Raw genomic sequence first — 14996 nt, 5'->3', positions numbered from 1 at the left:
GGTCACGGGCGGACGGTCGTCCCGCGGGCCTCTCGGGCAGGCTGCCGCCGGCAGTGGAAGTGCCGGCGGCAGCCGTTCGTGGGGTTCCGGTCACCGGCGGCCCTCCCGGAACATGTCGGCCCGGCCGTCCGTGCCGATGTGCCGGGTCACGCGGTACTGCCTCTCGTCTCGACGGACTTGACCGCTCACGGGGACCGCATCGCTCAGCTCCGGTCGGCGGCGACCCGGAGGCCCACCGTCGGATAGCCGCCGCTGCCGTCGCGTCCCTCGCCGCGGTAGTGGGTGGTGCAGCTGCGGAGGGTCGCGTACCAGGAGCCGCCGCGTACGGCGTTGACGTCCTGGCCGGCCTCCTCGCCGTTGGTGGCGGTGACGACGCTGGAGGTCCATTCGAAGCAGTTGCCCGCCATGTCGTGGGCGCCGTACCCGCTGACGCCGTCCGGGTACGCGCCCACGGCGAGGTGAGGCCGCCGGTCGCCATCAGCGCGTCGAAGACGTCGGTGTAGACGAACCCGGTCCAGGTGTCGTGGTGGATCCAGCCGGTCACCCCGCCGGTCGCGGAGACGGTGAGGATCTCGGAGATCGGCTCGCTCTCCCCGTACCGGGTGGACTCCGGCTCGTCGTAGGTGGCTTCGGTGGATCCGTGGTCCGCCAGGTAGTGGGCGGCGCAGACCGCGTTGTAGTTGTACCTGCTGGTGAGCACGGAGTCCGTGTAGGTGGTGCCGGCCGCGGGCCCCCAGGGGTAGGCGTAGGAGCCGGGGCCGCGGGCGGCGCTCTCCCACTCGGCCTCGGTCGGCAGCCGGAAGGTCCAGCCGGCGGCCTGTCCGGTGAGCCAGTCGCAGAACCCCTCGGCGTCCGCCAACGCGACCGTCAGGACCGGGTGTTGTTCCTTGCCGGCCGGGACCGTCCCGTCGTCCCAGTAGGACGGCACGGTGTGCCCGGTGCCCGCGTCCGTGCCGAGGAAGGCCGCGTACTGGGCGTTGCTGACCTGGTAGGCGCCCAGCCAGTAAGGCGACCCGATCGGCGCGGCCTCGCCGGCGCCGGTGGTGTCGGACAGGTCGGCCGTGAACACGAAGTCCGGGTCCGCGGGGGCGGACACCAGGGTCTGTCCGGCGACGGTGACCGGGTCCGCCGCGGCGGCCGGAGCCGCGCCGATCAGCGACACGGTGGCTCCCGCGCCGGCGATCCCGAGCAACTTCCTTCTGCTGAGCGGCTGTCGGTGCGGTGGTACGACGGTCATGGGGCGGCCCTCCGTCGACTCGATGGCTGGGGAGGCCGGCCACGCGGCGTTCAGGGGGGGCAGCGCACCGCGTGACCGGCTGTTCAACGGAACGTAAAGTGCGCGCCTTTGCCGTGGCCCTTGCCGGCCTGTGACTTCTCTGGACGCGCGAGCACGGGTTCGGCGCGGGTTGCGCGGCCGTTCCCGTTGAGCCCGCGGTCTGCCCGAAGAAGGGCACAGTGTCGACACCTTGCGCTGTGAATGACCCGATACCCCTTGACCGCACCTTACTGTCGACACTAGATACTTAGCGAGGAGCTTCACGCGATGAGGAGCACGCCATGACCGACCCCCGGCCCGGACAACGCCCTCCCTCGCCGACTCCGCCTCGGTCCACCCGGCGTCCGGCGGGTCCGCGTGGGTCACCCGGGAACCTCCCGATGGACGGCGGGGTGCCGGCGAAGCGAGCGGCGAACGGGCCCACGCGCCCGGCCGGCGGGCCACGGGTGTACGGGACCCGCGGGTCGTCACGTCGGCGGGGTGCGCCGTCGGCGTGACGGCTTGCGGCCGGCCTCCTGCTCCTGGATCTGCTCCTCCACCGAGCGCAGCGCCCGCACCGTCGCCCCCGCGATCAGCGCGGACGCCAGTTCGCCGTCCCGCTCCTCGCAGGCCTGCATCAGCCGCTCCTGGTCGTCCACGCTGTAGGCGAGCCGGCCGGGGCGGGTCAGGCTGAGGTGGCGGAGCATAAGGGTGCGCAGCGCCAGGGAGTCGAGGATCTGCTTGAGGGTGGCGTTGCCGACGATCTCGGTCATCCGCTCCTGGAGCTGCACGTGCCCCCAGAAGTACGCGTCCACGTCGCCCTCGTCGGCGAGTCCGCGCATCTTCTCGACCCGGCCGCGCAGTTCGGCGATCTCGTCGTCGGTGGCCCGTTCGACCAGCAGGGCGGCGAGCATCGACAGGAGCCGGCGGCGGACCTGGTAGATGTCCCGGATGTCCTGGAGGGACGGCGCGGCGACCCGGGGCCTGCGGCGGGCCTTCATCTCGACCAGGCCCTCCTGTTCGAGAACCATCAGGGCCTCGCGCACGGGGGTGCGGCTGGTGTCGAACCGCCGTGACAGGTCGACGCTGTTGAGGTCCTGGCCGGCCGCCAGCCGGCCCTCGATGATCCCGGCGCCCACCCACTCGGCGATCTGCGCGACCAGCGGCTCCCGCCGGTCGCGCAGCCGCAGCAGACGGGCCAGCACGACATGCGTGTCCTGATCGGCCATCCGGCGACCTCCCTGATCCGTGTCCGGGCCCGGTTCCGGGTACACAGCGGACACAACGGTGTCGACACTATCGCACTTCGACACCGCTCATCATCCCGGCCAGGTGGCGCGTTGTCCGCGTCTGTCGACAGCGGATCGGTTTCCGGGAGACGCACCGCCCGGGAGAGCCGCCGGCACCGCTAGTGCCCGACCTCCAGGGCGACCAGGAAGCGGGACACCATGTTGTAGACCGCGACGGTCGCCGTCAGCTCCACCAGTTCCGTCTCGTCGAAGTCCGCGCGCAGCGCGTCGAACAGCTCGTCGGGGACGCGGACCTCGCGGGTCATCGCGTCGGCGTAGGCCACGACCCGGGCCGTGCGTCCGTCGAACTCGGGTCTCTCCTTGCGGACTTCGGCCAGCTCCACGTCGCCGAGCCCGGCCCGCCGGGCGTCCGGCTCGTGCGCCTGCCATTCGTACGGCGCCCGGTTGAGGACCGCGATCCGCAGGATGACCAACTCACGGAGGTGCGCGGGCAGCGACATCCGCCCTCGCACGGCGCCGAGCAGGCTGTTCCAGCCGTCCGCGACCGACGGGCTGTGCAGCAGCATCCGGTCGAGCGGGCGCAGGCTGCCGCCGCGCCGGGCGCGGACGCGGTCGGCGATCTCGCCGCTGCCTTCGGTCTCGGGGAGTCGTGCCACGGGGTTGTTCCTTCCGTTCAGTCGGGCAGGGGGCGCGGCAACCGGTCCAGCAGGCGCAGGGCGTCCAGCCGCTCGACGGTGCCGATCCCGACGCCGTCGGCACCGAACACCATCACCTTCTCGCCCGTGAACTCCGGCCAGGGGGGCAGCGCGCCGCCGCCCGGGTCGTGGTCGGTGACGAAGCGGGCCCAGGTGTCGGCCATGGTGCGGGCCAGCTCCCGGTCGGCCTCCGTCCAGGGCCAGGCGCGGGCCGTCAACGTGTCCAGCACGTAGGGCAGTTCGGCGGTGTGGTGGACGCCGTAGCCGGGGAGGCCGTCGCGGGGCGGGGCGACGGCGAGGCCGGGGGGCAGCGGCGGGGTCCGAGTGAACCGGTACATCCAGGTGGGCGCGGCCGGCGCATGGGTGCGCGCCCAGTGCCACACCGGGTAGCCGAACCGGCTGTCCCCGGTGAACCGCCGTGCTGTCAGGCGGGCTTCGCCGGCGTCCCGCAGCGGGTACACGTCGTCCGCGCCGGGCGCGACGGGCAGTCGTCTGAGGACGTCCAGCGTGGCGTACACCGAGCCCTCGTCGTCGTTGGTGCCGACGAGCAGGGGGACGGCGTGCTGGCGCCCGGCACCGAAGACGTCGTCGCTGGGTTCGGTGAGGACCCTGCCGTCGACGACCGGCCCGAGGCCCCTCCGGACAAGCTCCGGCCCCCGGGATTCGGTTCGCATCCATCCCCGGGGGCCGGTTCTCTTCCGTCTGTCTTTTTACGACACCGTCAGGGTCAGGGCGCCCGTGTAGCTCCGTCCCGGGGTGATGGTCGTAGCCGTGCCGTCGACCGTGAGGGTGACCGTCCTGCCGCTCGGGGCCTCCACGGAGGCCGTGGACGCCAGGGTCAGGGCGCTCAGGTACGACGTCGCGGTCACCGTCCAGGTGGCGCCGGCGCCCAGCGTCACCAGCACGCCGTTGTTGACCACCGCGCTCGGGGTGTTGGTGACCTCGCTGATCTCGCGGTACTCGGCCTTCGTGATGGTGGAGACGCCGTGCTTGGCGGTGCTCGCAGAGATGACGCCCTCGACGGTGGTGCGGGTGAAGGAGAGGCTGAGGTTCTGGCCCTGGAGACTCGCGTTGCCGCCGCCCCACACCGAGTTGTAGAAGTCGCCGGTGAGGGCGATGTCGGTGAAGGTGCCCTTCGCGTCGGTGGACTGGGAGGACGTGGTCACCCAACTGGAGGACCTGGTGGGTGAACCGGTCGGCTCGGTGTACGTGCCGGTCGTCTCGCTCGACCAGGGGTGGCCGGACACGGTGACGCTGCTCGGGCGGTCGGTGTCCATGAGCTGGAAGATGACGCCGTTGCCGGAGTTGATCGTGGCGCCGTCGGAGCCGTCCACGGTGACGGTGCCCGCGACCGCCTTGCACATGAAGGTGGTCTCGCCGGTGTCGACCTGGGTGCCGCCGTCGATGGCGACCGAGCCCGCCGCGTACCACAGGACCATGAAGCGACCCGCGTCGACGGTGGTCGACCGCACCGGGAGGTCGTCGAGTTCGGCGGAGGTGAGCGGGACCGGCCCGGTGACCCGTGACGGGTGGGGTCACCGGGCCGGCGGTGTCAGGAGCTCCGGGCCCGTCGGCCTCAGGAGGTGCTGACACCCACGGTGAGCGTCGCCTTGTACCCGTCGGAGACGCTGTCACCCAGTGCGGTCAGGGTCAGCAGACCCGAGGAGGCACCGCCGTCGTCGTAGATCGTGTCGTCGGCGAGCGCGGTCTCCTTCGTGGTGTTGTCGGAGTACGGCGAGGTCGCCTGGACCTCGGTGTTGATGTCCGCGTCGAAGAACAGCTGACCGGTGTGGATGATCGAGCCGCCGGTGTACGAGTCGTCGGTCAGCGTCACGTCGGTGTGCACCCGCATGTGGACGTGGACCGCACGGGACACGTAGTGGCCCGGCCAGATCGAGATGAGACTCACCTGCCCGTCGGCGTCGGTCAGCTGACCGCCGCGCAGGAAGGTGCCGTCGTCCGTCTCGGTGTGGCCGTTCTTGCCGACGAAACCGGAGTACTCGCCCAGCGCGTCGCAGTGCCAGATCTCGACCAGCGCGTTCTCCAGCGGGGCACAGTCGTTGGCCTCGTCGACGACGGTGAAGGTGTACTGGACCTCGACACCCTCCTTGTCCTCGCGGACGTCCTCGCGCACCAGCGCGCCCGTGAGCGAGTAGGGGCCCTCGGTGACCTCGGCGGTGAGAGAGCAGACGCCCGCGGAGGCGTCGGAGGTGACGGTGGTGGAGGCGTCGGAGTCGGCCTCCGAGGTGGTGGTGTCGGCGGAGGCGAGGCCGGCGGCCATCAGCCCGCCCGCCGCGGCGATGGTGGCGCCACCGATCAGCACCCGGCGCCTCTTCATGGTGTTGTCCATGCGGTGGCGGCCGGTCGCCTGGGCGGCGGAGTCGTCGGAGGAAAGGGGCTCGGGGGTCTGCCCGGAGGCAGCGGCGTTGTCTGTCATGTCTGGAGAACTTAAGGAACGACCTGAGGTGGGCCATGGCCACGCACTGTGAGAACGCTGGGGAAGAACTCCTCAACTGAGCCTCTTCGGAACGGAGTCGGTGTCAATTCCGCGTGTCGCGCAAGCGGCGCGAACGTCACGGACGCGACAGACGACAGCCCCGCCGGAAGGCTCCGGCGGGGCTTCGGCCCGGCTCGGCAGAGAGGCGGTTCACGACAGCCCGGCGGCCCGCGCCCGCTCCACCGCCGGTCCGATCGCCTTGGCCACCGCGTCGACGTCGGCCTGCGTGGAGGTGTGGCCGAGCGAGAAGCGCAGGGTGCCCCGGGCCAGGTCCGGGTCGGTCCCGGTGGCCAGCAGGACATGGCTCGGCTGGGCGACCCCGGCCGTGCAGGCGGACCCCGTCGAGCACTCGATGCCCTGCGCGTCGAGCAGCAGGAGCAGCGAGTCGCCCTCGCAGCCGGGGAAGGTGAAGTGGGCGTTGGCCGGGAGCCGGTCCACCGGGTCGCCACCGAGGATCGCGTCCGGTACGGCCGTGCGCACCGCGTCGACCAGCCGGTCGCGCAGGGCACCGATCTCAGCGGCGAACCGCTGCTGGCGGTGGGCGGCGAGACGCCCGGCCACCGCGAAGGAGGCGATCGCCGGCACGTCGAGGGTGCCGGAGCGGACGTGCCGCTCCTGGCCGCCGCCGTGCAGCACCGGTACGGGGCTGTACTCACGGCCGAGCAGCAGGGCGCCGATGCCGTACGGGCCGCCGACCTTGTGGCCGGAGACGGTCATCGCGGCGAGGCCGGAGGCGGCGAAGTCGACCGGGACCTGACCGAACGCCTGGACCGCGTCGGCGTGCAGGGGGACGCCGAACTCGCCCGCCACGTCGGCGAGTTCACGGACCGGAAAGATGGTGCCGATCTCGTTGTTGGCCCACATGACGGTGGCGAGGGCCACGTCGTCGGGATTGCGGGCGATCGCCTCGCGCAGCGCCTCGGGGTGGACCCGGCCGTGGGCGTCGACGGGAAGGTACTCGACCGTCGCGCCCTCGTGTTCGCCGAGCCAGTCGACCGCGTCCAGGACCGCGTGGTGTTCGACGGGGCTGGACAGGATGCGGGTACGGGCGGGGTCGGCGTCCCGGCGGGACCAGTACAGGCCCTTGACCGCGAGGTTGTCGGCCTCGGTGCCGCCGGAGGTGAGCACGACCTCGCTGGGTCGGGCGCCGAGCGCGTCGGCCAGGGTCTCCCGGGATTCCTCGACCGTGCGGCGGGCCCGGCGGCCGGAGGCGTGCAGGGCGGACGCGTTGCCGGTGACACGGAGCGCTGCCGCCAGGGCGGTGGCCGCTTCCGGGAGCATCGGGGTCGTGGCTGCGTGGTCGAGGTAGGCCATGGTGGGGTCGATTCTACGGGGGGCGGGGTCCGGGTCGCCCAGCGCCGTAGGGGTCCATGACCGATTGCGTGTGCCGGTCGCGTGTGGCTGGTCGCGCGGTTCCCCGCGCCCCTCACGGGGCGTCGCCCTGAACGGGGTTTCGAGATCCCGTTCAGAGGCTCCAGGAGATCGTGTTCGAGACCGCCATCGCGACGCCGAGGACCACGAGGTCGGCCACGCCCAGGAACAGGCCCAGGTACGCGCGGCCCCTGCGCTCGGTGCCGCGCCACAGGGACACGGCCGCCAGGGCGATCGCGATCGGGCCCAGGAACAGGTTCAGGACCAGGAGGCCGAGCAGGCCGAGGATGAAGGACGCCACGGCCATGCCGTCGGCGTCGCGGGTGCGGGACTGGGGGCGGGCGGTGCGGGGGGCGGTGAGTTGCATCATGGTCGGCTCCTCCGGCGAGCGGGGACGGTGGGTCAGTTGGCCGAGGTGCGACGGTGGCGGGCGATGCGCTCGCGGACCGCGAAGACGGCCAGCCAGACGGCGATGACGGCGGCCAGGGCCGCGGTGACGTCGAGCGGCGCGTGGGCCACGGTGCCCAGCACCACGCCGAGCAGCATGAGTGCGGCGACGAGGAACAGCATGGGTTTCGATCCCCCTCCGTTAAATTTGGGTGAACGGTTGTAGTAACAGTTGTTCACTGACTTCGAGTCTAGCAACCCCGACGGCTTTTCAATTCCGGAGAACAGTTGTTAACTGGATGACATGAGTCACACCGTCGGCATCCGACAGGCCCAGAAGCAGAAGACCCGCCAGGCCTTCCTGGACGCGGCGCTCGGACTGCTGGAGGAGCAGAGCCTGAGCAGCCTGGGCCTGCGGGAGGTCACCCGGGCCGTCGGAGTCGCCCCGACCGCCTTCTACCGGCATTTCCGCTCCACCGCCGACCTCGGTGTCGCCCTGGTCGACGAGGCGCTGGGCAGTCTGCACCCCATGGTCCGCACGACGGTCGCCACGCCCGGCGCGGAGCGCATCACCCGGGCCGTACGGCTGATCGCCGACCACGTGGCCGCGCATCCTGCGCACGTCCGGTTCATCGCCCGGGAGCGGCACGGCGGGGTGCAGCCGGTACGGCAGGCGATCCGGGAGCAACTGGCCCGGTTCGCCGAGGAGGTCAAGACCGAGCTGGCCAAGGACCCCGAGGCCGAGGGGTGGAGCGACGAGGATCTGCTGATGCTCGCCCACCTCTACGTGGACCAGATGCTCATCACCGCCTCGCTGTTCCTGGAGACCCTGGAGTCGCCGGAGCCCTCGGAGGCGGCCCGGCAGCGCGTCGCCCACATCGCCACCCGCCAGATGAGGCTGATCAGCCTCGGCCGCCAGCACTGGCTGGACTAGGGGCCGTCCGGCAACGCGCGGGGGCGGTGTGTCCGGTCGTCGGACACACCGCCCCCGCGTACGGGCCCGGACCAGGGGCCTGGCGTACGGGCCCGGTGTCAGGGCCTGGCGTACTGGCCCGGTGTCAGGGCCTGGCGTACTGGCCCGGTGTCAGCTCTTGGTGGCCTGGGCCTGCTGGGTCGGGGCGCCGCTGGGGGCCGCACCACCCCCGCCGGGGCCGCCCTGGCCGCCGCAGCCGCCGCCCTGACCGCCGCCGGGACCGCCCTGGCCGCCGCCGCCCGGTCCGCCGCTCGGCATGCCGCTGGGGACGCCGGTCGGCTTGGCCGTGCCGGTGGGGGCACCCGAGGCGGCGCCGCCGGGACGGCCGGACGCGTTGCCGGTCGGCATGCCCGAGGGCTGCTGACAGGACTGCGACTGGCCGGAGTTGCCGCTGCCGGAGGAGGACGACGAGTCGCCCGAACCGCACGCGGTCAGCAGCAGCGGAGACACGGCGAGCAGGGCGACCGCGGGGACGAGACGTACACGCTTCATGAGAGCCAACTCCGTAAAGGATGAGGGAGTCCTGAGGCGTGGCACTCAACCAACGGCGCTTAGGGCGAACTTGGGCCCGCACTGTCCCCGGCCTGTGATTCGGGTAAAGCGCTGCCCAAGTCGCCGCGTTGACCTGCGCGTTCACCGGCGGCGGCGGTCTACTCGCTGGTACAGGCCCGTGACAGAACCGTGCGTCAGCCGAGGCCGGAGCCCAGCCGGACCCGGGCCAACTGCCGGGACTGGGCGACGAGTCGGTCCGCGCTGTCCCAGACCTCGGCGTCCTCCTCCAGGAAGCCGCCGGCCAGGTTGCGGGTGGTGATGGAGACCCGGAGCGGCCCCGGCGCCGGCCGGTGCCGGACGTGGACGGTGAGTTCGACCGTGGGGACCCAGCCCGTGAGGCCGATCTCGAAGGCGGTGGGCGGCAGCGCGTCGACCGCGAGGAGGAGCGAGAGCGGGTCCGGGTCACGGCCGTCCGCGAGGCCGAACCAGGAGCGCATCTCCCCCTTGCCGGAGGGCGCGCCGAGGGCCCAGCCCAGGGTCGACGGGTCCAGCTTGAGCATCAGCCGGTCGGTGATGGCGGAGCTGCCGTCCACCGGCGCGGGCCCGTCCTCGGGGCCGAAGCACTGGTCCATGGGCGGGATGACGGGTGGGACGGCGGTCGTACGGACGTCGTCGGGGAGGGCGTCGAGGTCGCCGTAGGAGGCGAGGACGCGGATGCGTTCCACCTCGTTGCCCTCGTCGTCGTACTGGAAGAGGGAGGCCTGGCCGGTGGAGAGGGTGCGGCCGGCGCGCACGGTGTCCGTGCGGATCACGGCCGGGCCCGGCTGGGAGGCGGTCAGGTAGTGCGCGGAGACGGTGAACGGGTCCGGGTGCGGCAGCGCGTCCGCGAGGGCCCGGCCGAGCACGGCCAGCAGATAGCCGCCGTTGACGGCGCTGATGATGGTCCAGCCGGCCGAGAGGTCGATGTCGTAGACACCCGGGGCACGCCGGGTGACCGCGGTGTCGCGGTCGAACTCGCTGTCGCCGATCAGGGCCCGCATGGTTGCTGCTTCTGGCATGCCTGAACAGTACAAGAGGTGATTACTAAGCGGTAGCTTTTGTGGGCGACGCGGCGGTGACCCATCGGTAAGGGATCCGTCGCCCGAGTGAGGTTCCGGCAATTTCTAGGTAAGTGTCCGGACACGTCCGTAACCCGGGCCCCGGAACTCCCCTCTATGGGGACATGAGCCTCACCGGGACTCCGTTCCTCTACACGACCATCGTCCTGTCGGTGGTCGCCCTCATACTGCCGCTCTTCCTGTGGTCGAGGATGCGGGGACCCCAGGCCGTGCGTACCGCGGCCCGGGTCCTGATGCTGCTGTTCGCCCAGGCCACGGCGGTGACCCTGATCTTCGTACTGGTCAACAACCAGAACAACCTGTACGACAACTGGGCCGACCTCCTCGGCACCGGCAACCACGTCCAGCAGGCCGCGAACCTCGGCCGGGACGGTACCGGCGGCATAGCGCTGAAAACGCTGCCCAAGGTGAGGCAGTCCTTCACCGCGGCCGGCGGACCGGGCATGCGCGGGGTGCGGGTCACCCAGCTCAAGGGCCGGATCTCCGGGGTGAACGCCGAGGTCTACGTGTGGCTGCCGCCCCAGTACGGCGAGCCGGAGTACCGGAACCACAGGTTCCCGGTCGTGGAGCTGCTGCCGGGCTACCCCGGCTCGGCGAAGGCCTGGTTCGGCTCGATGAAGGTGACCCAGCAGCTGGCGCCGCTGATGAGAAGCGGCCGGGTGGCGCCCTTCATCCTGGTCGCGCCGCGCACCAACCTGCTGGCCGGCGTCGACACCGGCTGCGCCAACATCCCGGGCACGGTCAACGCCGACAGCTGGCTGAGCATCGACGTCCCGAAGATGGTGACCGACAACTTCCGGGCCGCCGCCGCCCCGGCGAACTGGGCCACCGCCGGCTACTCGGCCGGCGCGCACTGCGCGGTCAAGCTGGCCGTCGCCCACCCGGACCGCTACCGGGCCGCGGTCAGCCTGTCCGGTTACAACGACCCGATCGGCGAACGCAACTCGCTCGCCGCGCAGAGCCTGACCCTGCGCGAGCAGAACAACCCCTACCTGCTGCTGAGGAAGGCGGTCAGCCCGCCCCGGATCGCCCTCTACCTCTCCGGCGAGTCCGGTGACGGCTACCAGGCCGGGGTGGCGCTCGAACAGATCGCCAAGGCACCGACCACCGTGCACGTGGTGTACCTGCCGCGCAGCGACGGCGGCCACAACATGGCGCTGTGGCGCCCCCAGGTGACGACCGTGTTCGAGTGGCTGACGGTGAACATGGGCCAGAGCCACGTCAGAGGCCGCTCCACTACTCCTCCCGAACCGTCGAGCGCCGGTTCCACGCACGCGGCGCTCGCCAGTGGTACCGCATCGCGAGCAGGCGCAGTACGAAAGCGGTGACGACCGCGAGCCCGCTGGTGACCGGGGTCAGCGCGTCGTAATGGATGCACAGCACCACCGTCGTCGCCCCGACGATCGCTGGGACCGCGTACAGGTCGCGGTCCCAGCGCAGCAGCGAGGGGACCTCGTTGGCGAGGACGTCCCTGAGCACGCCGCCGCCGACCGCGGTGGCCAGGCCCAGGGCCGCGGAGGCGGTGAGGTTCAGGCCGTAGGAGTACGCCTTCGTCGTGCCGCTGACGGCGAACAGACCGAGGCCGGCCGCGTCGAACACCAGGACCGCCGACTGCGTCCGCTCGACGTGCGGATGCAGGAAGAAGACCACCAGGGCGGCGATGAGCGGGGTGAGGAAGTACCCCAGGTCCGTGAAGGCGGCCGGGGGCACCGCCCCGATGATCACGTCCCGGAAGATCCCGCCGCCCAGCGCGGTGACCTCGGCCATCACCGCGATGCCGAAGACGTCGAAGTTCTTGCGGACGGCCAGCAGGGCGCCGGAGATCGCGAAGACGAAGATGCCGATGACGTCGAGGGTGTGCTGGACGGACGGGGAGAAGAGTTGCTGGAGCTGCACCCTGACATTGTGGACCGCCAGGGTGCATGCACCTTACAAAGCCAGGCCTACAGGGCCGGCTTGCCCGTGGTGAACAGCCAGGTCTGGAACAGGTCGTCCAGCTGCTGTCCGGAGATCTTCTCCGCGAGCCGGATGAAGTCGGCGGTGTCGGCGTTGCCGTAGCGGTGCAGCTTCGTCCAGGCGGGCAGGAGGCGGAAGAAGGCGGTGTCGCCGATCCGTTCGCGCAGCATCTGGAGGGTCATGGCACCGCGCTGGTAGACGGCCGAGGCGAACATGGTGTCGCGCTGCGGGTCGGCGACGGTGATCCCCCAGAAGGGGTTGTCGGCGGCTCGGGCGTTGTAGGCGGTCAGGAACGAGTCGTGGGCCGATTTGGTGCCCTGGTGCTCGGCCCACAGCCACTGGGCGTAGGTGGCGAAGCCCTCGTTGAGCCAGATGTCCTTCCACTGCGCCACGCTCACCGAGTCGCCGAACCACTGGTGGGCCAGCTCGTGCACGATCGTGGACTCGTTGCGCACCGCCGAGTAGGCCGGCTTGCTCTGCACCTCCAGCGAGAACCCCGCCTGGGGCATGTCGTCGACGATCGCGCCGGTCTCCTCGAAGGGGTACGGGCCGAAGAGCGAGGCCCAGTAGTCGGTGGCGGCCGCGGTGACGGCGTACACGTCGACGCTGTTGCTGTTCGCGAGGGTCGGGTCGATGGCCACGTAGACCGGTATGCCGGAGGGGGTCTTCCCGGTCCGCACGTCGAACTTCCCGATGGTGGCGGTGGCGAGGTAGGTCGCCATCGGCTTGCTCTCGCGCCAGTGGGTGTACGTCGAGTCGCCCTTGTCGTACGCCGAGACGAGCCGGCCGTTGGAGACCGCGGTCAGACCCTTGGGCGCCTTGACCCGGATGTCGTAGGTCGCCTTGTCGGAGGGGTGGTCGCTGGACGGGAACCAGGTGGAGGCCGCGTTGGGCTCGCAGGCGACGAAGACACCGTCGGGGGTCTTCATCCAGCCGTAGTCGGAGCCGAAGACGATGGGTCCGTTGAGGGGCACGGGTGTTCCGCCGTAGGTGACGGCGACGGTGAACTCCCGGCCCTTGGCGAGGGCGTTCCGCGGGGTGACGGTGATCTCGTCGCCGCTGCGCGTGAACTCGGCGCGTCTGCCGTCCACTTCGATCCGGGTGACGTCCAGTTTCTGGAGGTCGAGGTCGAAGGAGGAGAGGTTCTGGGTGGCGCGCGCGGTGATCGTCGTACGGCCGTCCAGGCGGCCGGTGTCGGGGGCGTAGGCGATGTCGAGGCCGTAGTGGCGGGCGTCGAAACCGCCGTTGCCGAGCTGCGGGAAGTAGGGGTCGCCGATGCCGTCGGCGCCCGGGGTGGGGGCGGGGGCGGCGGCGATGACGAAGGAGGCGGCTGCCGCGGTCGCGACAGCCGCCAGACGTGCCGAACGGGAGAGGCGCATGGTCGTCCCTTTCGAGCGTGCCGGTCAGTGGACGGACACGGACGACTCTGCACGCCACGGTTACGACATGTACATGGCTTTACCTAGTCGTGTCATGAGTCACCCTTCGACTGACTCCTGAAACGACGTCCCGGTCCGGTGGTCCGGACGACACGTGAACGCCCCGGCGACCCGATGGGGTCGCCGGGGCGTTCACGGGGACGCTCCGCCTACTTCTCGTCGCGGGTTTCCGGTTCCGCGGCCCCGGCCGCGGACCCGGCGTCCGCACCCTCCGCCTCAGCGGTCTCCGGCTCGGCCGTCTCCGGCTGCACGGTCTCCGTCTCGGAGGCCGCGGGCTCGGCCGTCTCCGGCTCGGCCGTCTCCGGCTGCACGGTCTCCGTCTCGGAGGCCGCGGGCTCGGCCGTCTCCGGCTCGGAGGGCGCCGGCTCGGAGGCGTGTTCCGCCTCGGCGATCTCCTCCGCCGCCGCGGCCACCGCGGCCGACGTCTCCGCCGACTCCTCCAGGACCGCCTCGCCCAGCAGCTCCGTGGCCTCCTTCGCCGCGGTCAGCAGGACGGTGTCCTGCGGCGCCTGGTCGGCGAAGTTCTCCGGGTGGTGGCAGGCCACCTGCTGACCCGGGCGGAGTTCGAGCAGCGGCGGCTCGGTCGTCTTGCAGATCTCCGTCGCCTTCCAGCACCGCGTGTGGAAGCGGCAGCCGGAGGGCGGCGAGATCGGCGAGGGGACGTCACCGCGGAGCAGGATGCGCTCGCTCTTCTGGCCGCGCCGCTTCGGGTCCGGGATCGGCACCGCCGACATCAGGGCCTTGGTGTACGGGTGCATCGGCGTCGAGTACAGCGAGTTGCGGTCGGCGAGCTCGACGATCTTGCCGAGGTACATCACCGCGATCCGGTCCGACACGTGACGGACGACCGAGAGGTCGTGGGCGATGATCACATAGGTGAGGCCCAGCTCCTCCTGGAGGTCGTCCATGAGGTTCACGACCTGCGCCTGGATCGACACGTCGAGCGCGGAGACCGGCTCGTCGGCCACGACCAGCTTCGGCTTCAGCGCGAGCGCGCGGGCGATGCCGATGCGCTGGCGCTGGCCGCCGGAGAACTCGTGCGGGTAGCGGTTGTAGTGCTCGGGGTTGAGGCCCACCACCGAGAGCAGCCGCTGCACCTCCTTCTTGATCCCGCCCTCCGGCGTCACGCCCTGGAGCTTGAAGGGCGCTCCGACGATGGTGCCGATGGTGTGCCGCGGGTTCAGCGAGGAGTACGGGTCCTGGAAGATCATCTGCACGTCGCGGCGCAGCGGACGCATCCCGCTGACCCCGAGGTGCGTGACGTCCTTGCCCTCGAACTCGATCTTGCCGCTGGTCGGTTCGAGCAGCCGCGTGATCAGCCGGCCCATCGTCGACTTGCCGCAGCCGGACTCGCCCACGACGCCGAGCGTCTCGCCGGACCGTACCTCGAAGTCCAGCCCGTCGACCGCGTGCACGGCGCCGACCTGCCGCTGGAGCAGGCCCTTCTTGATCGGGAAGTGCTTCTGGAGGCCGGTCACCCGGAGCAGGGTCTCCCCCGGGGCGACGCCCCCGGCGGAGGCGGTGCCGTCGCTCTGCGCGGGAATGGTCACCGCGGTGTCCTTG

16 protein-coding genes and 1 pseudogene are annotated in these 14996 nt (G+C 71.3%); 2 read left to right on the top strand and 15 right to left on the bottom strand.

What is annotated here, in order from left to right:
* Positions 1-203: 203 nt before the first annotated feature.
* The 10 genes and pseudogenes from AAW13_RS47765 to AAW13_RS45925 all read right to left on the bottom strand — a co-directional run bounded on the left by AAW13_RS47765 (position 204) and on the right by AAW13_RS45925 (position 7638).
* On the bottom strand, positions 204-407 hold the full coding sequence (locus tag AAW13_RS47765; protein WP_420855463.1) for an SUMF1/EgtB/PvdO family nonheme iron enzyme: 204 nt from the start codon (positions 405-407) through the stop codon (positions 204-206).
* A gap of 323 nt (positions 408-730) precedes the next feature.
* A pseudogene (locus AAW13_RS47760) lies at positions 731-1237 on the bottom strand (formylglycine-generating enzyme family protein); the annotation flags it as partial.
* Between the two features lie 506 nt (positions 1238-1743).
* On the bottom strand, positions 1744-2484 hold the full coding sequence (locus AAW13_RS13960; RefSeq protein ID WP_052768427.1) for a GntR family transcriptional regulator: 741 nt from the start codon (positions 2482-2484) through the stop codon (positions 1744-1746).
* Between the two features lie 179 nt (positions 2485-2663).
* The gene (locus AAW13_RS13955) at positions 2664-3161 is read right to left on the bottom strand and encodes a carboxymuconolactone decarboxylase family protein (protein WP_046726904.1); all 498 of its coding nucleotides are present in this window, start codon (positions 3159-3161) and stop codon (positions 2664-2666) included.
* A 17-nt stretch (positions 3162-3178) separates the two neighbouring features.
* Positions 3179-3874, bottom strand: coding sequence for a carboxylesterase family protein (locus tag AAW13_RS13950; RefSeq protein ID WP_046726903.1), 696 nt, complete (start codon positions 3872-3874; stop codon positions 3179-3181).
* Positions 3875-3910: 36 nt separating this feature from the next.
* Complete coding sequence (locus AAW13_RS13945) at positions 3911-4672, bottom strand: hypothetical protein (protein ID WP_206306214.1); 762 nt, start codon at positions 4670-4672, stop codon at positions 3911-3913.
* 104 nt (positions 4673-4776) lie between these two features.
* Positions 4777-5637 (bottom strand): intradiol ring-cleavage dioxygenase, encoded by an 861-nt coding sequence (locus AAW13_RS13940; protein ID WP_079178809.1) that lies wholly within the window; start codon positions 5635-5637, stop codon positions 4777-4779.
* A gap of 210 nt (positions 5638-5847) precedes the next feature.
* Complete coding sequence (locus tag AAW13_RS13935) at positions 5848-7011, bottom strand: cysteine desulfurase family protein (protein WP_046726902.1); 1164 nt, start codon at positions 7009-7011, stop codon at positions 5848-5850.
* Between the two features lie 151 nt (positions 7012-7162).
* On the bottom strand, positions 7163-7435 hold the full coding sequence (locus tag AAW13_RS13930; RefSeq protein WP_046726936.1) for a hypothetical protein: 273 nt from the start codon (positions 7433-7435) through the stop codon (positions 7163-7165).
* 35 nt (positions 7436-7470) lie between these two features.
* A complete protein-coding gene (locus tag AAW13_RS45925; protein ID WP_046726901.1) occupies positions 7471-7638 on the bottom strand; it encodes a hypothetical protein in 168 nt (55 codons plus the stop codon).
* A 121-nt stretch (positions 7639-7759) separates the two neighbouring features.
* Between AAW13_RS45925 and AAW13_RS13925 the strand changes: the two genes are divergently transcribed.
* Positions 7760-8389 (top strand): TetR family transcriptional regulator, encoded by a 630-nt coding sequence (locus AAW13_RS13925; protein WP_046726900.1) that lies wholly within the window; start codon positions 7760-7762, stop codon positions 8387-8389.
* A 150-nt stretch (positions 8390-8539) separates the two neighbouring features.
* Here the strand turns inward: AAW13_RS13925 and AAW13_RS13920 are convergent, their stop codons facing one another.
* Positions 8540-8920, bottom strand: coding sequence for a hypothetical protein (locus AAW13_RS13920; RefSeq protein WP_046726899.1), 381 nt, complete (start codon positions 8918-8920; stop codon positions 8540-8542).
* Positions 8921-9114: 194 nt separating this feature from the next.
* Positions 9115-9978, bottom strand: a complete 864-nt coding sequence (locus AAW13_RS13915; RefSeq protein WP_046726898.1) for a thioesterase family protein — start codon at positions 9976-9978, stop codon at positions 9115-9117.
* Between the two features lie 164 nt (positions 9979-10142).
* On the opposite strand from AAW13_RS13915, the gene AAW13_RS13910 reads away from it, so the two are divergent.
* A complete protein-coding gene (locus tag AAW13_RS13910) occupies positions 10143-11366 on the top strand; it encodes an alpha/beta hydrolase (RefSeq protein WP_046726897.1) in 1224 nt (407 codons plus the stop codon).
* Here AAW13_RS13910 and AAW13_RS13905 read toward each other — a convergent pair.
* The 3 genes from AAW13_RS13905 to AAW13_RS13895 form a co-directional block, all read right to left on the bottom strand.
* On the bottom strand, positions 11275-11934 hold the full coding sequence (locus AAW13_RS13905; protein WP_046726896.1) for a trimeric intracellular cation channel family protein: 660 nt from the start codon (positions 11932-11934) through the stop codon (positions 11275-11277). The genes AAW13_RS13910 and AAW13_RS13905 overlap by 92 nt on opposite strands.
* A 47-nt stretch (positions 11935-11981) precedes the next feature.
* Positions 11982-13373, bottom strand: a complete 1392-nt coding sequence (locus AAW13_RS13900; protein ID WP_071659542.1) for a M1 family metallopeptidase — start codon at positions 13371-13373, stop codon at positions 11982-11984.
* Between the two features lie 209 nt (positions 13374-13582).
* On the bottom strand, positions 13583-14983 hold the full coding sequence (locus AAW13_RS13895; protein WP_206306218.1) for an ABC transporter ATP-binding protein: 1401 nt from the start codon (positions 14981-14983) through the stop codon (positions 13583-13585).
* Positions 14984-14996 lie beyond the last annotated feature (13 nt).

The organism is Streptomyces humi, assembly GCF_001005085.2.
GTDB classification, from domain to species: Bacteria; Actinomycetota; Actinomycetes; order Streptomycetales; family Streptomycetaceae; genus Streptomyces; species Streptomyces humi.
This window is presented reverse-complemented; position numbering and strand designations above follow the sequence as displayed.